This window comes from Dyadobacter sp. CY356 (genome assembly GCF_021440195.1).
GTDB lineage: Bacteria > Bacteroidota > Bacteroidia > Cytophagales > Spirosomataceae > Dyadobacter.
The window spans coordinates 59500-83526 of record NZ_JAJTSZ010000006.1 but is presented as its reverse complement, the minus strand read 5'-3'; the positions used below and the strand labels follow the sequence as shown (position 1 = coordinate 83526).

General features: G+C 40.0%; 13 protein-coding genes. 11 read left to right on the top strand and 2 right to left on the bottom strand.

The window, feature by feature from the left end; genetic code table 11:
• Nucleotides 1-294, top strand: a complete 294-nt coding sequence (locus LXL81_RS19320) for a hypothetical protein (protein WP_234648406.1) — start codon at nt 1-3, stop codon at nt 292-294.
• A gap of 53 nt (nt 295-347) precedes the next feature.
• Here the strand turns inward: LXL81_RS19320 and LXL81_RS19315 are convergent, their stop codons facing one another.
• Entirely contained in the window at nt 348-1277 is a 930-nt protein-coding gene (locus LXL81_RS19315) for a serine hydrolase (RefSeq protein ID WP_234648405.1), read from the bottom strand.
• A 371-nt stretch (nt 1278-1648) separates the two neighbouring features.
• Here LXL81_RS19315 and LXL81_RS19310 point away from each other — a divergent pair, with 371 nt between their 5' ends.
• The 10 genes from LXL81_RS19310 (at nt 1649) to LXL81_RS19265 (ending at nt 22180) form a co-directional block, all read left to right on the top strand.
• A complete protein-coding gene (locus LXL81_RS19310; protein WP_234648404.1) occupies nt 1649-2218 on the top strand; it encodes an RNA polymerase sigma factor in 570 nt (189 codons plus the stop codon).
• Between the two features lie 1127 nt (nt 2219-3345).
• On the top strand, nt 3346-5865 hold the full coding sequence (locus LXL81_RS19305) for a T9SS type A sorting domain-containing protein (RefSeq protein ID WP_234648403.1): 2520 nt from the start codon (nt 3346-3348) through the stop codon (nt 5863-5865).
• 268 nt (nt 5866-6133) lie between these two features.
• Nucleotides 6134-7489, top strand: coding sequence for a GH1 family beta-glucosidase (locus LXL81_RS19300; protein WP_234648735.1), 1356 nt, complete (start codon nt 6134-6136; stop codon nt 7487-7489).
• 170 nt (nt 7490-7659) lie between these two features.
• The gene (locus LXL81_RS19295; protein ID WP_234648402.1) at nt 7660-8700 is read left to right on the top strand and encodes a hypothetical protein; all 1041 of its coding nucleotides are present in this window, start codon (nt 7660-7662) and stop codon (nt 8698-8700) included.
• Between the two features lie 207 nt (nt 8701-8907).
• Nucleotides 8908-11313: an ABC transporter permease gene (locus LXL81_RS19290; RefSeq protein ID WP_234648401.1), complete on the top strand. Its 2406-nt coding sequence runs from the start codon at nt 8908-8910 to the stop codon at nt 11311-11313.
• Between the two features lie 84 nt (nt 11314-11397).
• Nucleotides 11398-13836 (top strand): ABC transporter permease, encoded by a 2439-nt coding sequence (locus LXL81_RS19285; RefSeq protein WP_234648400.1) that lies wholly within the window; start codon nt 11398-11400, stop codon nt 13834-13836.
• A 111-nt stretch (nt 13837-13947) separates the two neighbouring features.
• A complete protein-coding gene (locus tag LXL81_RS19280; RefSeq protein WP_234648399.1) occupies nt 13948-16404 on the top strand; it encodes an ABC transporter permease in 2457 nt (818 codons plus the stop codon).
• Nucleotides 16405-16441: 37 nt separating this feature from the next.
• A complete protein-coding gene (locus LXL81_RS19275) occupies nt 16442-18868 on the top strand; it encodes an ABC transporter permease (RefSeq protein WP_234648398.1) in 2427 nt (808 codons plus the stop codon).
• 135 nt (nt 18869-19003) lie between these two features.
• Nucleotides 19004-19660 (top strand): hypothetical protein, encoded by a 657-nt coding sequence (locus tag LXL81_RS19270; RefSeq protein WP_234648397.1) that lies wholly within the window; start codon nt 19004-19006, stop codon nt 19658-19660.
• A 126-nt stretch (nt 19661-19786) separates the two neighbouring features.
• Nucleotides 19787-22180, top strand: coding sequence for an ABC transporter permease (locus LXL81_RS19265; protein ID WP_234648396.1), 2394 nt, complete (start codon nt 19787-19789; stop codon nt 22178-22180).
• Between the two features lie 565 nt (nt 22181-22745).
• On the opposite strand, the gene LXL81_RS19260 is transcribed toward LXL81_RS19265, so the two are convergent.
• On the bottom strand, nt 22746-24026 hold the full coding sequence (locus LXL81_RS19260; RefSeq protein WP_234648395.1) for a RagB/SusD family nutrient uptake outer membrane protein: 1281 nt from the start codon (nt 24024-24026) through the stop codon (nt 22746-22748).
• Nucleotide 24027 lies beyond the last annotated feature (1 nt).

Below are 24027 nucleotides of genomic sequence, written 5' to 3'. Positions count from 1 at the left end.
ATGAGCCATATAGCTATCCCGATTCCAAATATTCCAGGAAGACATGAAATCGAAATTGAAGTGACTGTCAATGGGCTGAAAGAGCAGCTTCATTACCGTGTTGAGCTTTTTTATTGGGACAATTGCTCGAATCCAAACGGACATCGTGCGGATTGCATCAGTGAAATGCTTTCGCATCAGGATCCCGAATGGGCGGTTTACTACATCGGCGCGCCAAATGATGAGTATGTTCCGATTACTTTTGTCAAAAAAGAAAGTCGCTGGCTGTTGCAGAAAAGCCGTGCTACGGCGTAAACTTTTACATGGATTTTGAAGAATTCTTACCTTTTGGGTAAGAATTCTTCAATTTAAAACCACCATTTTTCATATCCCGAAACCGGTTTCCATTTACTCTTCGGCTCGAAATGATTCCAGATTATTTCGGACATTTTGCGTATCAGATTATATCCTTCGTTGTCTCTTTGCCAGCGTTCATCCTGCTGGTTTTTGGTTGTAATACAAAAAACATAATCACCATGAGGCGCGTTTACCATCACAACTTCTGATTTTGCCTGATTTACCGCACCACTTTTTGCTCCTGTTTTTATAAAAGGTGGAATTTGCGACAACGCTTCACCGTCCCAGAACTGCATACCTAAATATCGGTACATTCTTTCACTAGCTGCCGGGCTGACCACTTTTCCTTGTCTTATCATCACCATCAATTCGGCCATTTCGCGCGGCGTTGTCTGTCCCCAGCCATAGGTTGCCTGATTTTGTTTGCGCCCGGGTGTTCGGGAGTTCACGCGGGTACTGATAAATCCATTCGTTTCCAGCCATTGATTGATTGTCACCCCGCCTCCTGCCAGTGCCTGTAACCATAAACTGCCCGTATTATCGCTAAGCGATATCATTAAATGAATAACCTTTGGTAACGCGATTTTAGCGCTGTCACGAAACGAGCCTGTAATACCATCATCATATTTAAGTGAATCACGGTAGGTGAGGAGCTGATCAAATTGAAGTTCACCTTTGTTAATCTTGTCAAAAACGCCGATCATAATGGGTATTTTAACCATACTGGCGGTCGGGAAGATGGTGTCAGAATTGACGGATGCGGACTTGTTTGTTTTTAAATTCCTTACATAAACTCCTGCACTTCCTTTAAATCCGGCCATTGCTTTTTCCAGTTTTTCTGTAAGTTTTTTGTCGGGATCGGAATGAATTGAACTTGTACTTTGCGCAGCAGCGGTAAAACTAAGGAGTAATAATAGAGCTATAAAAAATTGTTGTTTCATATGCCAAAAGGAGATGTGGAAAAATTCGCCAGCTTAAATTGATTTTATAAATATACAACGGGTGACTAATTTACTAATAATGAATTATTTGATTCGCACGATTTAAAATTTGGAAAAGAATAACATAAATATATTATTCAAAAGTGTGGAATGGATTCCATGGCGGCAAATAATAATTTCCTCAGTTTTTGTGTAATCTGTGGAAATTCAATTTTAAATGTAATCAGTTCAAATACTAAATCCACAGTATAGAGGGAAAGGATACACACATTTAAAATCATGGGGTATGGGAACATAATTTGTACAGGTGGCAAATGAAAGGCTGATATAGCTGTCAAACTTACCCGGATTAACCACATAATTTCAAAAAGATGATAAGCAAATCTGCATACACCGAACTCGAACTGATATCTTCTTTGAAGGGTAACAGTAAAGAAGCTTTCGAATATCTTTATGATCATTATGCTTCTGCCTTGTATGGGATCATAATGAAAATTGTAAAAGATGAAGAAAAAGCAGCAGATGTAATGCAGGATTCTTTTTTAAAGATCTGGAAAAATATTGACAGTTATAACACAGAAAAAGGGACACTTTTTACCTGGATTCTGAATGTTGCAAGAAATACTGCCATAGACCGTTTGAGGATTGATGTTAAAAAGGAAAACGTGGTAAGCTGGGATACTGTGGCTGAATCAGAAATGGGAAATAATGTTATTTTTAATCCGATTCCGGCCACAATAGATATTCGTGCGATTGTTTCCAGACTACTTCCGGAGAAAAGTATCTTAATAGATCTGGTTTACTTTCAGGGATATACGCATGAAGAAGTTTCAGAAAAATTAAGTTTACCACTGGGAACTGTTAAATCAAGAATTCGTAAAGCACTGAATGAACTTAGGGAAATTTTTGATGTAGGTAATTTTGCATTAAGGGTAGCATAAGATTTCTGACCAAATATTTAGAACCAGTTTCTCCAACGGAGATGCTGGTTTTTTTTATTTAAGCTGATTCATCCTCTCAAACTTTATGAAAAATGAATATTAAATTTTGTTAACACGCAATTTTTTTCTGAAATAACTAATACTACATTAAGCGCATAATCCAGTACAGAAATTCCATAGTGTTCTACAATTCGTTCGAAAAATTTTATTGATTAAAAAGTGCAGATAATTCTGTTTAAAACTATACTTTTTTTGGGATGAATGGATCAGGTTATTGGGCTGATTGATCGCGCTGCTATTCAAACTTAAACTAATATACATTCTTTCCCGGTTAAATTTTTCGTTTCATACAGTATTTAGAATAAAATTGTAACGAGTTGTAGATGAACTTTGATAACGTATAATAAATAGCGTTCATAACTCCTTTCGTTATTGCATCTAATGATCTGATTATGATGGTTTTTTCAGTCCTTAAATTAATTGCAGTTTTAGATTGGATTTTCGATAGTCTTCAAGAGTCTTGAATAATAGGCATTTAGGTTCTGTGAAATAAGCAGAAAAATAGTTTTAAAATCTACAATGTTCCATGTAATCGTCTACGGATTAATAGAAAAATCTATCAGAATTTGCGTAGTATATATTTTCATATAACTTGGAAAAATTATATTTACAAATTTGAATCAAATTTACTGTTTTATGTAACAATCAGTAACATTAAAAATTGTAAAGTATTGATTTTTACCATATTTATATGTTTTTATAAGTAGATTTAGTTAAATTTTAGGTGTAGAATTAGTTTAATAAATGTCGTAGATATAGTTTTTATTCAGGTATAATATAAAATTAATCATAAAAATGATTTGATTTTTAAATAGAATTTTTTTTACATTTGCACCTGTCGACGCCTCCATGATTAAGTGAAATAGTATAACCAGAATGTTAAGATTAATTGTAAAAACTGGTGAATACTCCCTCTAACTCGTTAAGAAGTCTATTTATAATTTCCATTTTCTCAGAAATCGGTACATACTGGTTAATAGAAAAAATTTTATCGTAACGTCTTATTTATCAATAATTTATTTAACCCTAAAATTTCTCATCATTATCGTTAACAACTATACATTCTCATGAAAACAATTTACTCCTTTTTGGTGTGCATAATGGTCTTATGCTCATCTTTCAATGATTCACACGCAAAATCTACTCCTTCAGAAACTTCCTCTGCTACAACAACAACTCCTGATTGCGGATGTGATAACAATACCCTGACCAACGCAAGTTTTGAAAACGGTTTTACTGGTTGGACAAAACAAGGAACCTGGACTACAAACACTACTTATGACGTTTGCGGATCAAATGCAGGAGTTCTGGAAGGTGCAGGCTGGATTTATCAGGAAGAAAGTGTTGCCCCTGGTTCTACGGTTACTTTTTCTGCGTATGGTGGTTACCACGTAAAAAAAGGACAAACATTTAAATTGTCCTTCTACACATCTGCCAAAGTTTTCATCAGTGAGAAAACAGTAGCAGTTGACTGGGATGTCGATACGGCACCTAGCAATGGCCCAATTCTGAAACAGTATAATTTGAGTGGTACTGCTCCCGCCAATGCAGCTTTCGTACGTGCCCAAGCTACTTCGGATGGTGGTGACTGGTTTAAAACGGATGCTTTTTGCATGGAAATATCTCGTCCTGCTGCTGACTGCGGATGTACGGATAATGTTCTGGCCAATGCAAGTTTTGAAGACGGCAACACAAGCTGGACAGCAACCGGAAATTTTTCGACAAAAAATACTGAGTACGCTGTTTGCGGTACTTATGCAACCGTTCTGAATGGTGCCGGTAGTATTTATCAGCAGAAAGCTGTTACGCCTGGTTCTGTTGTTCGGTTTTCTGCTTATGGCGGGTACCATGTGAAAAACGGACAGACTTTTAAACTTTCCTTCTATACTGCAAACAATACATTAATTCAGGCCAATGCAACATCAGTTGCCATTGACTGGGATGTTGATACTGCTCCTTCGACTTCGCCTATATTAAAACAATACGTTTTGACGGCAACTGCACCTGCAAATGCTGCCTTCGCTCGTGCCGAGGCAACTGCAACAGGGGATTATTTTAAAATGGACGGTGCATGTATGCAAATAACAACACCTCCTGCTGATTGCAACTGTGATGGTAATGCTTTGGTTAACCCTAGTTTTGAAACCTTTACTACTGTAAATGGTAAACAAATCCCAACAGGATGGAGCTCATCAAATGATGCAGGTCAAATCTTTACAGATGACGATGCATATGCTGTTTGCGGTTCGAAAAATGGTTTGTTAGGTACTTCCGGTGGTAGTTTCTGGCAGGATGTGAATACAATTCCGGGAAGCACAGCGGTATTGAACATCTACGGTGGATACCATGTAAAACAAAGCCATAAATTCCAGCTCATTTATCTGGATGCATCAAGAAATCAAATCGGTGCAGTGGCGGCAGAAGTTGCGCTTAACAAATCTGTTGAGGATGTTCCTGCAACGGGACCAAATGGTATGACGAAGTATACTTTAACAGCAGGTGCAGCTCCGGCAGGAACTTCCTACATCCGTGTGTTGGGTTCTGCAACGGGTAACTATTTCAAAGTGGATGCGGCTTGTCTTAAAATTACTCCGCCGGTTTGCGAAACTTGTACAGGAAATGCTCTGTTGAATCCAAGTTTTGAAGATGGAACAAGCAACTGGACAAAAACAGGAGCTGGTACATTGACTACTTCGACTGACTACGTAGTTTGTGGAACAAAATCTGGTAAACTTACCGACAAAGCGACAGTTACTCAGACAAAAACTATTGCTCCCGGAAATACAGTAACCTGGATTATGTATGCAGGATATGCGGGTAGTGCCAGTACGCAAACATTGAAACTGAGATTCTATAATGGAACTACGGAATTAACCGCTGCTACGGTGACACAAGTTGTTGACAAGTCGGTTACTGCTTCTCCATTAGGATTGAAAAAATACACATTGACAAAACAGGCTCCTGCCACAACGACATCGGTAGTGATGGAAATTTCATCAAGTGCTGGTGAGCTTTATGCTGATCTTGGTTGTTTGACTGTCAAAACAGATACACCGCTTCCTGTAACACTTACAGATTTCAGCGTGAAAAAAGAAGGTACAGCTGCTTCACTTGCATGGAAAACCACAGCTGAAACCAACTCAAAATCTTTTGAAGTACAACATAGCCTTAACGGTAAAGAGTGGGCAATATTAGGCTCGGTTGATGCACAAGGCGAAAGTTCAGTTACAAAATCATATAGCTATACACATGCTAACCCTGCTAACGGAAACAACCTGTATCGTTTGAGAATGATCGATAAAGACGAAACGTTTGCTTACAGCAGAATTATCAGTGAAAGTTTTGTTACAGATGAGTCCGCGGTACTTTACCCTAACCCAAGTTCGAATTTCATGAAGCTGAGAAATGGTAAAGAACAAATTGCCAGCATCCAGATTTATGACACAAGGGGCGTAAAGGTGAAAGATTTTGTTCCGAAAGATGGCGTAGATGTTGATATCAGCAGCCTTTCAGCCGGAATCTACATCGTAACCTTTAAACAAAGCAATGGCTTGATTACCAAACAGAAAATTACGGTAATCAGATAGTAAAAAGCGTTATTAGTTTCAATTCCTTCACCTGTCTTTTCGGGTGAAGGAATTTTTTGTTTAACAGCCTTTATTAATGAAGGGAGGATCTGATAAAACGTTATATACCAGTTCCAATATTAAGTTTTTCGTATGATTACGATATTGTTACCTTTTTCGCAATTATTAGATTTAATTTTGTGTTACTGACTTCACGTTCAGGATATAATCAGAAAAAAAATTGAAGGATTTTAATCATACAAATACACTGACAGAGCAAGATGCCAATCTGGAAACTCCTGAATCTGGTGTTTTATCTAAAAAAGATTTCGGTGTAGATTTTAAGTGGGGAACTGCCACGGCAGCATTTCAGGTAGAAGGAGCGGTTGCAGATCATGGACGCGGGGCATCGATCTGGGATACATTTACCCGTCAAAAAGGGAAAATTAAAAACGGTCATCATGCAGAAATTGCCTGTGATTTTTACAATAGATATGAAGAAGATCTTGAACTTGTCAGAGATCTTGGTTTTAAAGAATTCCGCTTCTCAATTTCCTGGTCGAGGATCTTGCCGGATGGTACCGGGCAGATAAATGAAAAGGGTATCGATTTTTATCACCGGATCATCGACAAATGCATTTCTCTTAATATTGACCCCTGGATTACGCTGTACCACTGGGATCTGCCCCAGGCACTGGAAGATCGGGGAGGATGGAAAAACAGGGAAATAATAAAATGGTTTTCTGAATATGTTTCGGTTTGTGCTGATGCTTTTGGCAGCAAAGTCAGAAACTGGATCATTTTGAATGAGCCTATGGCGGTGGCAGGTCTGGGTTATACAACAGGTATGCACGCGCCAGGGAAAAAGGGTTTGTTTAATTTCCTTCCTGTGACACACCATCTTGCCATGTGCCAGGCAGAAGGCGGGCGTATTGTACGTGATATGGTTCCGAACGCCTACATCGGTACCGCGCTTTCCTGCTCTCACGTGCAGCCATTTACACAAAGTGCAAAAGACATACGTGCGGCAAAAAGAGCGGATGCGATCATGAACCGTTTATTTCTGGAACCTGCTTTGGGTATGGGATATCCGGTTGATTCTTTTCCATTTCTGAAAGGAATATCAAAATTTATGCTGGAAGGTGATGCAGAGAAATTGGCGTTCGACTTTGACTTTATTGGTCTACAAAACTATTTCCGGGTAATTGTCAAACATTCTTATTTCGCCCCCGTTCTTTGGCTGGAAGAAGTTTCGGCCAGAAAACGAAATGTTCCGCTGACGGCCATGGGCTGGGAAGTTGCACCGGATGGTATGTATGAAATCTTGAAGCAGTTTAGTGCATATCCCAATATTAAAGAAATTATCATCTCCGAAAACGGGGCCGCTTTTGATGATGTTTTGGAAAATGGAGAAGTTAAGGATGCTAAACGGATTCAATTTTTTGAAGAATATCTTGCCAATATTTTAAAAGCAAAAAATGAAGGTATCAAAATTGGAGGTTACCTTGCCTGGTCACTTCTGGATAATTTTGAGTGGGCAGAAGGATATGATCCCCGTTTTGGATTGGTATATGTTAATTATGAAAATCAGGAACGGATCATAAAGGATTCGGGAAAATGGTTTGCGGGATTTTTAAGGGAGTGAGGTTTCACGCGAAGTATATAAGAAGGGCAAAGGACGCGAAGTTTTAATCTTAGCGAGCTTTGCCCTTAACTTTTTTGTTTTCCGTGAAACCTTAAAAATTTAAGTATCCATGCAACCTCTGTTTAAGAATATACATCTTCCCTCAAAACAACAAGAAAACTTATTAGATCATGAAAAAAATTAATTTACTTTTAGCTGCTTTCGTTCTGTTAATTACAGTTTCCGCCCATGCGCAGAACTCGGACGAAAAGCCTTACGTCTCAAAAAATTTCACAAGTACTTCGTTGACGAATCTTAAAGTGGAAACTTCCGGCGGTTCAATAACAGTTGCCGGCGATCAGGCCAGTGGTGCAAAAGTTGAAATGTTTGTCCGCCCGAATAACTGGAACGGAAAAGTCAATCTCAGCAAAGAAGAAATTGAAGACAAACTCGAAGATTTTGATATTTTTATCGGAACGGAAGGCAGTGTTCTAAAAGCAACAGCTATTCGGAAAAACAAAAATGGATGGGATAAAAACAGCGTTTCCATTTCATTCAAAATATCCACACCAAGAAATATGGCAACGAATCTGCGCACAAGTGGCGGAAGCATCCGTATTTCTTCCCTTACCGGCGAGCAGGATTTCAGAACAAGCGGCGGAAGCCTGAAAGTATCTGATCTGGACGGATCAATCAATGGACAAACTTCCGGCGGTAGTATTGAAGTGGAAAATTGCAAAAAGGAAATTACACTGGGCACAAGCGGCGGTAGTATTAAAGCCAGTGAACTAAGCGGAAAGATTAATCTGCACACATCCGGCGGCAGTATCACGCTGAACGGTCTTGCTGGTGAAATTGTTGCGCAAACGAGTGGTGGAAGTATTAAAGGTGATGGTATCAAAGGTGATCTTGACGCCGGAACTTCGGGCGGATCGGTCCGTCTGGCCGGACTTTCAGGAAGTGTGAAAGCGCATACCAGCGGTGGCAGCATGGAAGTTGAAATTACACAGATTGGCAAGTTTGTAGATTTGTCAACCTCAGCCGGAAGTCTGCGCGTGAATATGCCGATGGATAAAGGAATGGATTTAAATCTGAGAGGAAATAAAGTGACTGTAAGTTTGAAAAACTTTGACGGACAGGTTGAAAAAGACCATGTGTTAGGAAAAATGAACGGTGGTGGAATTCCAGTTAATCTGTCTGCAAACGGCGGTTCTGTTTCTATTAATCAATAAAAATATTACCCTTAATCTCTTTCATTTACAGGCGTTCGTCCCTGAACAAAAGTGTCCGTTATCGGACACTTTTGTTGTTTAGTATGGAGTTAAAAAACTGAATATCAATGATTTGATATTTTGGCATAACATTTACTCCAATCTTGCATATATGCAACCTATGAAATTGGGTTCTGCCTGATTTCCTATCCCTTAATTCTGTCGGTCATGTTAAAAAATTACATCACAATCGCCTGGCGAAATCTTACACGTAACAGTCTGTATGCTTTGCTTAATGTTGCCGGTCTTTCAATCGGTCTGGCCTGCGCGCTGATTGTTTTCTGGTTTATACGTTTTCAAACTTCATTTGACCATTCACACACCAATATTGATCACATTTATCAGATCACAACAGAGTTTCATTCTGATGGTGTTGGTTATTCGCGTGGTGTACCTGCACCGATGTGGAAAGCAATGGATGCAGAATTTCCGCAGTACAAATCCAGCATGTGTTTTGAAAAATATAATTCCTTCATGGCCGCTCTTGATAACAGTGGCAAGGCAGTTAAAAAGTTCAAAGAGGAGGGGCCAAATCTGGCATTTGTCCAGCCTGAATACTTCTCCATTTTTGATACACATTGGCAGGTAGGAACGCCAGCTTCGTTGAGCAAGCCCAATACGATTGTGATCAGTGAGAAGATGGCGAAAAAATATTTCGGTACTGAAAATCCGATTGGCAAAAGTATCCGACTGGAAAACGAACTTAATCTGGAGGTAACCGGAATAATTGACAACGTTGCGGAGAATACTGATCTGCCTTTCGAATTCTTTGTATCATTTCAAACATTAATTGCCAATCCTAAATATAATTATGGCGGAAGCGGGCTTGACAACTGGGGTGGCGTAAATTCAAATACTTACTGTTTTCTTCTGATACCGGAAAATGTAAATATTAAAGGTGTCGAAAAACAATTAACAGCACTGAACAAGAAATATCATGGCAAAGATTACGCTTTTTACAAACATCCGCTGATACCTTTCGCAAGTATGCACCATGCTGAAAATTACGATGGTGCCATGCCGATGAAATGGGTCTGGATCATGAGTGTGATCGGGATATTTTTAATTGTGACTGCCTGTTTCAATTTTATCAATATGGCCACTGCGCAGGCATTGCGACGCTCCAAAGAAGTTGGTGTTCGCAAAGCAGTGGGAGCAACGAGAAGTCAGGTTTTTATTCAGTTTATGACAGAAACCGCTTTGATCACCTTGGCCGCGCTGGTTATTGGTTTTGCAATGGCAGTTTTGGTAGTACCACACATCAATAGCTGGCTGGATCAGCCGGGAACCTGGCCGGTAGATATCCGCTGGGCAGATGGATTGTTGTGGATTTTCATGGTGTCACTTTTTGTCGGAGTAGTGCTTTTGGCTGGTTCTTACCCGGGAGGGATTCTGGCAGGTTTCAGGCCTGTACTGGCGCTGAAAGGAAATATTTCAACCCGGCAGATCGGGGGAATTTCGCTTCGTCGCGGGCTGATCGTTTTTCAGTTTGTATTGATCCAATTGCTCGTGATTTGCACTTTGGTTGTCAATAATCAGGTTGATTATATGTTATCTCAATCGGTTGGTTATGAAACAAAGGGGATTGCCGAGTTGCCTATTCCTACACCAGATAAAGTAAATCAGACCACTTTCAGACAAAGATTATTAGAAATTCCTGGTATTTCGGACGCTTCTTTTTGCCTTTTTCTCCCAACAACAAATTCAAATAACAACAGTAATGTCAGGTTTGATACCCGACAGAAGGACGAGTTGTGGAGCATGAACACGAAAAATGCTGATGATAACTATGTAAAAACTTTCGGGCTTCAATTTGTTGCCGGTGAAAACATTCCCAAAAGTGATACCATTCGTGGTTACCTGATCAATGAAAAAGCCGTGGAACGTTTAGGTCTGAAAAGTCCGGCTGAGGCTATTGGTAAAAATCTGAAAATCTGGGATGTAACTGCACCTATTTATGGCGTATTGAAAGACTGGAATAATACATCCTTCAAAAGCGGGATCAATCCCATTGCAATATTCACTTACAAGGATTACAACTACCGCTGCGCTGTGAAGCTGAATACCAATAATCTGCATCAGACCATGAAAAGTGTAGAGAAATTATGGAATGAATACTTCCCTGACTATCTGTATGAGCAGTCGTTCATGGACGACAATATTGCGAAAAGTTATGCGCTCGAAAACATGATGCTGAAACTGATCCGGGTTTTTTCTTTCATTGCCATTTTCATCGGCTGCCTTGGATTGTATGGTTTGGTCAAGTTTATGGCCTCGCAAAAAACAAAGGAAATTGGTGTCCGGAAAGTTTTGGGTGCAAGTATTGTCAACATCATCGGTTTGTTCGGTAAAGAAATTTCATTGCTCATAGGTGTTGCCTTCCTGATTGCCGCACCACTTGGGTGGTACGTGATGCATGGCTGGTTGCAGGATTATGAGTACCGGATTCCAATCGGAGCAGAAATTATGATTTTAGCCATTACCATAACTTTTTTAGTAGCTGCCGTCACAGCCGGATACGAATCGATAAAAGCGGCACTGGTAAATCCTGTTAAATCGCTTAAATCTGAATAACAGGTGGGCGGATTTTTCACCGTCGGACGGGTAAACAAAATTTGGAAAACTGTATAAATCTATCAGCCTGAAAATTTAAAGACTATGTTTCAAAATTATCTCAAACTCGCCTGGCGCCATCTTGTCAATCAGAAGATGTATTCCTTTGTCAAAATTGGTGGTTTTGCCATCGGTATTGCGGCTTGCCTGCTGATAGCCCTATTCATAAAAGACGAGCTTCGTTATGATGAGGATATTCCGTTTCAAAACCGCACATACAGAATTGTTGCTGTCGAAAAATATCAGGGAGAAATAATTCCTTATACATGGCAACAGGCGGGTGTGGCCAAAGTCATTAAGGAGGATTATCCGGAGGTCGAAAAAGCCGGAAGATTTTTAAGCAGTGAATTGTTTGGAGCCGGACCAAACCAGATCAGAAGGTCCGATAAATTGCAAAATGTTTATGAAGAACGTTTTGTGTATATGGATCAGGATCTGATCGATATCTGGGGTTTGAAAATGCTGGAAGGGGATCAGGAACATGCCCTGGATGAACCAAACAGCCTCGTCATCACAAAGTCAAAAGCAGATAAGTTTTTCCCGGGCGAAACTGCGATCGGGAAAATTATGATCATTAATGACGATGCTTCGAAACCAAGAAAAGTTACAGGTGTTATAGAAGATTTCCCGAAAAATTTCCATGTAGGTTTTGATTTTTTGATGACAATGGCTGGCGTGGTATTTTATGACGGTGAGCAAACAAACTGGCTGGCAACCAATTATCAGACTTATTTAAGGTTGAAAGAAGGAACGGATCAGCATAAGTTCGAATCGAAACTCTTGGCGATCACCAAAAAATATTACATGCCCCAGCTGATTGCCAGCGGACAAAAGATCAATCCGGGTGAAATTGAGGCAAATAAAAAGTATCAATTACAGCCGGTTTCTCAAATCTATCTAAGAAACGGCGATATCCGGGATGGATTAAATCATGGTGATATGCGGTTTATCTGGCTTTTTGGCGCTATTGCCGGATTTATTCTTTTGCTGGCCTGTATCAATTTTGTTAATCTATCCACAGCAAAATCGGCCAATCGGGCCATAGAAGTTGGTTTAAGAAAAACAGTAGGATCGGAAAGGAGCGGTTTAATTTACCAGTTTCTGACAGAATCACTGCTTATCAGTTTTGTTTCAATCTCACTCGGTTTTGTGCTGGCCTATATTCTTCTTCCTTTTTTCAATTCGCTTTCTTCCAAATCACTGGTTTTCCCGTTCTCCGAATGGTGGCCGCTGCCGGTTCTGATTCTCAGCTCAGTTTTGATCGGGATTTTGGCTGGTCTGTATCCTGCGTTCTATTTATCCGGTTTCAAACCAATCAATGTTTTGAAAGGGCAACTGGTAAAAGGGAAAAAAGGTGCGGACCTGAGAAGTACGCTTGTCGTTTTTCAATTTACAACCTCCATTATCCTGATCATCGGAACGTTTGTGATTTACCGTCAGGTTAATTTTATACTAAATGCAAAAGTGGGTTATAACAGGAATCAGGTTTTGCTCGTACATGGAACAAATACTTTGGGAGACAAGGTCGCTGTTTTTAAAGAAGAAATTAAGAAACTGCCGCAAGTCAAAAATGCAACGGTAAGTGATTATTTGCCGATCAAAGAAACAAAACGGAATGGAAATCCCTTTTGGCTGGACGGAAAAACAAAGGAAATGGCTTCAACCAGCGGACAGTTCTGGGTAACGGATTATGACTATATTGAAACCCTGGGAATGAAAATCGTTCAGGGAAGGAATTTTTCAAAAGATCGTAAGACGGATGAAAAAGCGGTTATCATCAACCAGAAACTTGCCAAAGAGCTTGGTTTGAAAAATCCTGTCGGGCAGTATATAACCAATGAAACGAACAATGGAAATAAACTCGAAATTATAGGCGTTGTTGAAGATTTTAACTTCGAATCTATGAAAGATGGTATCGACCCGCTTTGTATGAGTTTAGGTACAAGTCCTTCGATTGTTTCAGTTAAAATTGGTACGTCAGATACGAAAGGTGCGATTGAATCGATATCAAAAGTTTGGAATTCAATGGCTCCAAACCAGCCGATCCGTTATACGTTCATGGATCAGAACTTTTCCAAAATGTATGATGACGTAAACCGGATGGGGCAGATTTTTAGCAGCTTTGCAATTTTAGCAATTATTGTAGCCTCACTGGGTTTGTTTGCGCTTTCAGCTTTTATGGTAGAACAGCGCAGAAAAGAAATCGGAATCAGGAAAGTCTTAGGCGCATCCGTACAGAGTATACTGGGACTGCTCACAAAAAATTTCCTGATCCTGGTATTGATTTCCGCCATCATCGCCTCGCCGATTGCCTGGTATCTGATGCAGAAATGGTTGCAGGACTATGAATATAAAATTGATATTACCTGGGATATCTATGCCTTCGCAGGAATTCTCGCCGCAGCCATAGCAGTATTAACCATAAGTTACCAGGCAATAAATGCAGCTTTGATAGATCCGGCAAAAACTTTAAAAAGCCAGTAACAGCAATACATGCACCCCGTCCGACGGTTTTTTTTACCGTCGGACGGATTAACAAAAATCAGCAAGAGAAAAATAACCTCAAAATCAACCAGCCAGAAAACTTTCAATAAAATGCTTAAAAATTATCTCAAAATCGCCTGGCGGAACCTGCTTTCCAGTAAGCTTTTTTCTTCCATAAATGTATTTGGTTTGTCTGTCGGGATGACCTGCTGTATGCTACTCTTATTATACATCACGAGCGAGATGTCGTTTGATAAACATCAGGAACATGTCAATGATTTATATTTATTACGAAGTGAAAACGTACAGTCCAATGGTGATAAAATGGATAATCCCAGAGCTCCGGCACCTTATGCGCAGGCTGTAAAGGCGGAATTTCCGGAAGTGGAACAGGTTACAAGATTATGGTGGAATTTTCTGGAAGCGAAAACTTTGCTGAAAGTTAACCAGCCCGGAAAACCTGAAAAATCATTTTATGAAACCAAAGGAATCAGCGTTGATTCAACTTTTTTCGATGTCTTTACCTATCAGTTTGTCGAAGGTAATGCCAGAACGTCCATGAACGATCCGCATTCGGTGGTACTTTCAGAAGATGTTGCGCATAAATTATTTGGCAAAGAATCAGCATTGAATCAAACAATTCGTATCGGTGGAAGATCAGGAAATAATGAAGATTATAAGGTGACCGGCGTATTTCGTGATGAAAGTGCCAGATCGCATATTGATGCGCGTTATTTTGTTTCAATACATTCGGGTTGGGTAGGAGATTATCTGAGACAACCGGATCTGGATTTTACGAACAACAATATGTTCTATACATATTTAAGGTTGAAACCCGGAACAAGCGCAGAAAAATTCAGCAGCAAACTTCCTTCTTTCATCGAAAAATATGCGCGTAAGGATTTAAGAGCCGCAGGTTTTGATAAAAAACTTTTCCTTTTACCTGTAAAAGATATCCACCTTTTCAGCAAAATTGACAGAATTGTAACAGCGACTACCAGCACAACATACCTGTATATACTCGCATCCATTGCGCTGTTCACCTTATTAATTGCCTGCATCAACTTCATGAACCTGGCCACGGCGCGTTCAGCCAGACGTGCGGCGGAAGTTGGTATCCGCAAAGTGATGGGAGCAGGGAAAAATGGTCTGATAGGCCAGTTTCTTGGCGAGTCAATGGTACTAACTTTCCTGGCTCTGATCGTCGCGATTATCTCAGTGATCGTTTTTCTTCCCGTTTTCAATCAATTGGCGGATAAAAATTTAAGTATTTCGGAATTATTCAAACCAGAAGTTGCACTTGCATTCATCGGTCTGGCAATAATTACAGGATTATTAGCGGGCAGTTATCCTGCATTTTACTTATCGGTTTTCAATCCTCTGGATGTGATCAAAGGGAAATTTGTTAACTCGGTTTCAGCAACAACGCTTAGAAGAGGTTTGGTTGTTTTTCAGTTTGTAATTTCAATCGGGCTGGTTGTGGCTACAATGGTGATCCAGGGGCAAATCAAATTTATGCAGGAACAGCCGCTTGGGTTTACAAAGGATCAGCAAATCGTAATTCCTCTGCGCAGCCCTGAAGCCAAAAAAGCTTACACTGCACTGAAAAACGAAATTCTGCAAAACAATCAGGTTTCGGCAGCTTCGGGTACATCCTATTATCCCGGAATCATCAATCCAAGTGATATGTCTGTTTTCCTTCCGGGACAAAGTGTGAATGAAGATGGTTTGATCAAAACCAATGGTGTGGCCAGCGATTTTATGAAAACGATGGATTTTAAACTTGCTGCCGGACGCATGTTTTCCGCAGATTATCCGGCTGATACCAATAATAAAATTGTTGTCAACGAAGCCACTTTACGAAAATTCAGAATACCGCTTGACAAAGCCGTGGGGCAAAAACTTAATTTCAATATGAATGAAAACGAAATTGGTTCACTGGAAATCGTGGGTGTCGTGAAGGATTTTCATTTTGAAGATTTACATAAAGTCATTGAACCGTACGCGTTTTTCCTGAATAATGATACTAATTTCAACTACGTGATTGCGCACGTTAACACAAAGGATTTGAGCGCAGTTTTGCCATTTTTGGAAACAAAATGGAAATCGCTGGTACCGGAGGAGCCGTTTTCCTACACTTTCCTGAATGAAGATTTTCAAAGCAATTATTCAGCAGATGCCCGTACTTCACGTATTATCAACACGTTTACGGTTATATCAATTTTAATTTCCTGTCTGGGTTTATTTGGACTCGCAGCTTTTGCAGCCCAGCAAAGAACAAAGGAAATTGGCGTGAGAAAAGTCCTGGGCGCATCCATTCCAAGTATCGTGGCTTTGTTGTCCGGCGATTTTATCAAACTCGTTCTCATTTCTATTCTGATCGCTACACCGCTTACCTGGTATGTCATGGGACAATGGCTTCAGGATTTTGCTTACAGTATCAAAATGGAGTGGTGGATGTTTATTGCTGCGGGTATGTTGGCGATTGTAATTGCTTTAATTACAGTAAGTTCGCAAGCCATTAAAGCTGCAATGACTGATCCGGTAAAATCACTCAAATCTGAATAATGCGTAACTGATTTCACTTTTCTAACCTATACTAATCATGATCAGGAATTATTTAAAAATTGCTTTCCGGAATCTGATCCGGAATAAGGTTTACAGCACGATTAATATTGCAGGGCTGGCCATGGGTATCGCCGCTTTTCTTTTGATCCTTGAATATGTGAGTTTTGAAAAAAGTGTAAATCAATTCCATAAGAATCTGCCGGAAATGTACCGCCTGATCAATCTGGATAATAAGGGAAACACCTGGGCGGAAGTGGAACCTGCCTGGGCCACAAAGGCGAAACAGAATTTTAGTGAGATTAAGGATTATTGTCGTTTTGCAGATGACATCGCCAAAGGGATCGTTAAAACAGAAGGCAACAAAGCAGAATCTTTCCGGGAAAATAACATTGGATATGCTGATGGGAATTTCTTCGACTTTTTCAGTTTTCCGGTTTTAAAAGGAAACAAAAAATCGCTGAATCAACCTAAAATCGTATTTATTACAAATAAAATTGCTGATAAATATTTTGGCAAAACCGATCCGATTGGAAAAGTATTGACACTTTCCAATCAGTTTGGTACTTTATCCTATTCGGTTGAAGGTGTTTACGAATCGCCTGAAAATTCGGATATTAATCTGGATATGGTATTTTCATTAAAAACGCTTGAAAATCCGGCAAATCTGAATGGAAATGACTGGGCAAATTTGAATAACGATGACAATCAGTATATCAACACTTTTCTCTTATTAGATAAAGGAGCAGATTATAAGTCGCTGGAACAAAAACTTTCCAGATTCAGGGAAGAGAATCAGACAGATAAAGACGGCATCCAGTTCCGTTTGCAGCCAGCCGCCAATATTCATTTGGCTGAAAATTTAAGTGATACCTATCAAACCTCAGGAAATGTCAAGTATGTCTACACCTTGGGCGCAATTGCGTTTTTGATTTTATTGATTGCCTGGTTTAATTATATCAATTTATCCACAGCAAATTCGCTTAAACGCGCCAGTGAAGTGGGTGTGAGAAAGGTAATAGGAGCCACGCCGTGGAATCTGATTGGTCAATTTTTAGGTGAGTCCGCTTTGGTGAATTTTTTGAGTTTCTCCGTTGCTATTCTGCTTGTCTATATACTTCAACCCTTTTTCAATCAATTGATTGGAAAAAATCTTTCACTTGAAGTTCTGGGATATTCCCCCGTTTGGATTATTGGTTTGGGCGTTTTTCTGATCGGAATGCTGGCGTCAGGAGTTTACACGGCTTATGCATTATCGAATTTCAACCCAGTGAAAATCCTTAAAGGGAAGCTGACTAAAACGTCTCAAGGTGCTTTTTTAAGGAAATCGCTTGTCGTTTCTCAATTCAGTATTTCTATTGCTTTGATGCTGGTCACCATCGTGATTTACAGTCAGCTGAAATTTATGCAGAATCAAAATCTGGGGGTAAAAACCAGCCAGTTGCTGGTGATCCGCGGACCGGAAATTGGGAAAGACAGTACGTATAAAGTTCGTAAAGCTGCGTTCTGGAATGAGATCAGTTCGCAAAGTTTTGTAAAAGATTATGCGCTCTCGGGAAGTGTGCCGGGCAGTTTTTATAATTTCAACACCTCCGGATTTACCCAGCCGGGCTCCAAAGCCGGTGATGAACTGGCCTCATATGCCTTCACGATCATCGGTGACCGTTATCTGAATGTTTATGATCTGAAACTGAAAGCAGGAAGAAATTTTACGCCGGAGGAAACCAACATAGAATGGAATAAAAATTCAAAGGTGATTATGAATGAAAGAGCCATTCAGCAGCTTGGATTTGAGTCGGCGGAAGATGCCTTGAAAACCAAAATTAAATGGGATGAGCGTTATCTTGAAATCATTGGTGTCGTGAAAGATTACCATCATACTGGCCTGCAAAAAGCGATTGATCCAATCATTTTTTACCCGCAAAATAGCAGCCAGTATATTACGATCAGTCTTACCGCGGATAATATGCAGGAAAAAATAGCCAGGCTTGAAAAGATTTATAAAAATTATTTTACAGATAATCCGTTCGATTATTTCTTTGTTGATGAAAATTTCAACAAACAATATGTATCTGAAAAACAGTACAGCCAGATATTCACCACGGCTTCTGTCTGGGCCATTTTTATTGCCTGTCTTGGACTTTTCGGACTGGCAACATTTACAGTTGAAAACCGGAATAAAGAAATTGGCATCAGGAAAGTACTGGGAGCTTCGGTGGTCAGTATCGTCGGACTTTTATCAAAAGATTTCATATTACTCATTGTAATCGCCATATTGATTGCAAGTCCGCTTACCTATTATTTTATGCAAAAATGGCTGAGTGATTTTGCATACCGGATCGATATTTCCTGGTGGATTTTTGCGGTTGCGGCTGGCTTGTCGCTCTTCATTGCGGTGCTTACAATTATGTTTCAGGGAATAAAGGCGGCGCTTATTAATCCTGTCAAATCGCTCAAATCGGAATAAAATGAGTTTCACGCTAAGAAGGTAAGAAAAAGGAGCAAAGCTCGCAAAGTTTAAATCTTTGCGTACTTTGCCCCTTTCTTTTTTGGCTTTGCGTAAAAAACAAAATGCATGTAAATCAGACTAAAAATCCCAAATATGTTTAAATCAATTTTTGTAATAGTTTTCGTTTTCGCAGGTTTGGTTTGTCAGGCGCAAAAAATCATTAAACCGGATTTATCTGCTTTGTTAAAAGCCAATAAAATTAATGTTGTAAATCGTTCGGCAACTGAAATTGTTTCCGGTTCTAAGAAAAATGTTTTGCATCTCGATGGAAAACCTGAGGCCGGGATTGCATGGATCGATGATATCCGTTTTTCTGATGGAATTATCGAATTTGATGTAAAAGGAAAAAATGTTTTGCAGCAAAGTTTTGTCGGGATTGCTTTTCACGGTTCCAATGACAGTACTTATGATGCCATTTATTTCCGTCCCTTCAATTTCAGATCTACTGAAACAGAAAGGCAAAATCATTCAGTCCAATATATTTCCCTGCCAAAATTTGACTGGCCGGTTTTACGAAAGGAACATCCGAATCAATATGAAAAACCTATAAATCCGGCGCCTGAGCCGGAAGAATGGTTACATGCGAAAATAGTTGTTGATGGCCTGGACGTTAAAGTTTTTGTGAACAACAGTGCTCAGCCAAGTCTGGTTGTTAAAAAGCTTGGGAATAATAATAACGGGAAAATTGGATTTTGGGTTGGATATGGTTCAGATGGAGATTTTTCCGATTTGAAAATAACACAAAAATAAAAATCGTCCGTCACTGAACAAATTGTTCGATATTGAACACCTTAATTTGGTTAAGTATCTGATAATCAGATAATAGTTAAAATGGAATAGTTTTTTCGATATTGGCTTTGTAATCACTCTAAAGTTATGCTGAAAAACTATTTTAAAATCGCGCTCAGAAATTTACAAAGAAGTAAAGCCTACGCTTTTATCAATGTGTTGGGTTTGGCTTTGGGTATCACCTGTGCCATCCTGATTTTCACGCTGGTCAGGTATCATTTGAGTTTTGATAATTTCCATCCAAATTCTGACCGTGTATACCGGATGTTGACGGAGTTTCATAATGAAACGGTCAGTCTGGAAAGTGGTGTACCAAGTCCGCTGGGAAAAGCATTTCGTAACGATTTCGCTTTTGCTGAAAAAACGGCCAGGGTTATAGCATATGGCGACCAGCTGATTTCTCTTCCGGGCTCCAAAGACAACAAAAAATTTGAAGAAGAAAACGGGGTGGCTTATGCAGAGCCGGAGTTTTTTGATATCATGAATTTTCCATTGTTGGAAGGGGATAGAAAAACAGCATTGTTAGAGCCCAATACCGCCATTGTTACCGAAAAAATTGCTGAGAAATATTTTGGAAAGACAAATGCCATTGGTCAGCTCATCCGGATCAATAATGAGACGAACTATAAAATTACCGGCATTTTAAAAGATATTCCTGTCAATACAGACCGGAATCAGGAAATTTATCTTCCCTATGAAAATCTGAAAGACGAAAATCCATGGATAGCAAAGGACGATAGCTGGATGGGCGTTTATTCAGGATCAAACTGTTTCGTTTTACTGAAAGAGGGCGTTGCTCAGGCCACTGTTGAGAAGTCACTTCCACTCATTTCTAAAAAATATTACTCAGCAAAGGATGCGCCCGGCTGGCAATTCAAGCTTCAACCGCTTTCTGATATCCATTTCAATGCAGAATTGGGTGGGTATATGGAAAAGAAAAACCTTTGGGCGTTGACTTTTATTGGCATTTTCCTGATCGTAACGGCTTGTGTAAATTTTGTTAATCTGGCTACGGCTCAGGCATTAAGTCGTTCGAAAGAAATCGGTGTCAGGAAAGTTTTAGGCAGTTTGAAATCACAGCTTTTCTGGCAATTTATTTCAGAAACGGCTTTGATCACATTTTTCGCGTTGCTGATCGGGCTGATTTTGTCGTACATCGCCTTACCTTATGTAAATGAACTATTCAAAGCGCATTTAACTATTTCCCTGATTTCAGATATCACCTTGATTTTGTTTTTATTAGGTTTAGTTGTGACGGTAACCTTCTTTTCAGGCTCTTATCCCGGATTAATTCTGGCAGGTTTCCAGCCAATTTTAGCATTGAAGGGAAAAATATCCCAAAAAAGTGCTGGTGGCTTTACGTTGAGAAGAGGGCTGGTTGTGACACAATTTGCGATTTCACAGATCCTGATCATCGGCACCATCGTCATTGCAAACCAGATGCGTTTTTCAAAACAATCGGATCTTGGGTTTAATAAGGATGCCATGGTGATGATGCCGCTTCCTGTCAATGATCTTGCGAAAATGAGCACGCTAAAATCCAGGATCACTGAACTTCCCGGTGTGAAATCCGGAACATTCTGTTTTAATGCGCCCGCCGCTAGTTCCAACAATACAACCGGTCTGCGATACGATGCGCGTGCTGAGGACGAACAATTTGGCATTAATATGAAAAGTGCTGACGATCAGTATTTGAAAACCTTTGGCTTGAAACTGGTTGCTGGCCGTAATATTATGCCGTCTGATACTTTGCGAGAGTTTGTTGTAAATGAGACTTTGGTAAAAAAACTTAAACTGAAATCGGCAGATGAAATTCTGGGCAAACTGATAAGTATCAATGGAAATACCCAAAAAGCAAGGGTTGTTGGCGTTGTAAAAGATTTTTATAACTATTCTTTCAGGAGCAACATCGATCCAATTTGTATCATGGCAAATTATACGGGTTACCGGAATTATGCGGTCAATGTTAATATGGCCAACATGAAACCGACGATGGCTGCTATTGAAAAAATATGGAGTGAAACATACCCGGAATACGTATTTAAGTCAGCTTTTCTGGATGATAAAATTGCTGAATTTTACGCCCTGGATGATATTATGTTGAAATTGATCCAGTTCTTTGCCGGTGTCGCCATTTTCATTGGCTGTCTGGGATTATACGGTCTGGTTTCTTTCATGGCCGCTCAGAAAACCAAGGAAATTGGAGTCCGGAAAGTTTTGGGAGCAAGTATAGGAAATATCGTCTGGATGTTTGGAAAAGAATTTATTCGGTTGTTATTCATCGCATTTGTCATTGCCGCACCATTGGCCTGGTGGGTAATGAATGGCTGGTTACAGGATTTTAAATACAGGGAAGAAATAGGAGCGGGGATTTTCCTGCTGGCCATCGGGGCCACATTATTGATTGCTGCACTGACCGTCGGATACCGGTCTGTCAGCGCTGCATTGATGGATCCTGTTAAATCACTGAAATCGGAATAAGTTTAAACCTGATCTGTTAGTTACGCGGTTTTGCCAGATTGAAAATCTGGTAAAACCGTTTTTGTATAGATGACCACCTGGCATTATTCAACATCTGATTTTGCTATGATGAAATTTAGCTGATATCGAATTCTTTTAAATAGAAAAGCCATCGGTATGACCGACATTATCGCCGGGAATTTATTCCCTGAATCGGAATTTGGTGTTGTCAAGCTTTAAATATTGCAGCATTGTATTTTTAAAACCGAACAAAACTGTTCGCAATCGAACATTACATGGATAATAAATTATTTTAAATAGTTGATTATGAATTACTTATATCTTGGCATTCATTTTTAACTGTTTAACGTACATTGAGATTTCATTCAGAATCATACTGGATAGGTTGCTGGTAATACAATAGTGGTTCTGATCATTGTCGGGACCACTATTCTTCAAACCGCAACCCGTTTATCAAAAAGCCATGAAAATAAAATCACGTTAGAATTGTCCCATATAGGGGAAAAGAAAAATGCCAGAACCGGGAGAAATCCTGATTCTGGCATTTGCTTTTTATCGTCCAAAACTAATTTGCCGGATCTGCCGGAGTACTTGTATTATTCTGTCGTTCGTTGGTTGGGTAAGGATACCAGTCGCGGTTGCGCTCCGAAGCAGGGCGACCAAAACGGCGGCTGTCTTCAAGCTTCAAACCTGACATAAACAATTCAATACAACGGTTTCTGTAAATCTCAGTCAGAACCGAAGCTGCATCTGTTTCACCTGAATAAGCAGGCAAACCAGCACCGATTCCCCATACATCCGTTGTTTTTGTACGTACTTTATCCAATTCAGCAATAGCCGAAGCGATGGTGCCTTTTCTCGCCAATGCTTCTGCCTTGATCAAAGTTACTTCTCCCGGCAAATAAACGGGAATTTGGGCAGTGTTGGCTGTGAAAAAGCCGGTACCTAAATTCTTTGTAGGCGCAGCAGTTTGCGTGTAAAAGTTTACACGTTTGTCGGCAGCATCCGGTTTTAATGCATCCGGCAAACCAAGGGCGGTACTGATCGGCTCGGTTACATTTCTGTTTCCAAATGAGCTGAAGAAAATAGGGTTCTGACTTACATCATCATAATTGAAAGCTGATTTTTTCGTCAGGTCAACTTTGTTTGCTGCTGTCAGGGCTTTGTCATAATCTCCCAGCATCGTGCTGTAACGTGCGATTAAAGCCTGGATTGTATTGGACATATCGATGCTGTTAACAACACGTGTTGTAAAATCAGTGGAAGGTGGCGTTGTAGCAATAGAAGCTGCTGCTGTTTCCAATGTAGTAACCGCTTCTTTTAAAACCTCTTCACGCGTGTTAAAAGCGATATTTGTTCCGGTTCCAATCGGAGCCTGCTGCCAAAACTCGGCCAGATCACCCAAAGCCAAAGCTCTGAAAATGGATGCATAAGCCAGGATTCCACTTTTTAAAGCAGGATCGCCCGCTTTATCAATATTTTTCAGAATAATATCAGCATTGGATTTTGTTAAATGACTTTGTGCCCAAAGTGATGTTATCACAGCATTGCTGCCCTGCACGTTTCCCGAACCTTTGCTGAGCAAATCAAGATCTGTGTTACCGGCATTTAATACAAGCAATTCCTTTGTAGTAAGTCCGTTGGCAGAAATCATGGTATAAACAACACCGCCGCCGCCAACGCTATAACGGTATTGCAAGCCGTTTGCAAGGGCTACAAGTCCGTAGACATCGTTTACCACCTGCGTTTCGCTGGCCGCGCTTGGGTTGAGAAATTCTTTTTGCTCGCAGGAACTGAAAGTCAGAATCCCTGATGCCAGAATTGTATATATAAGTGTTTTTTTCATG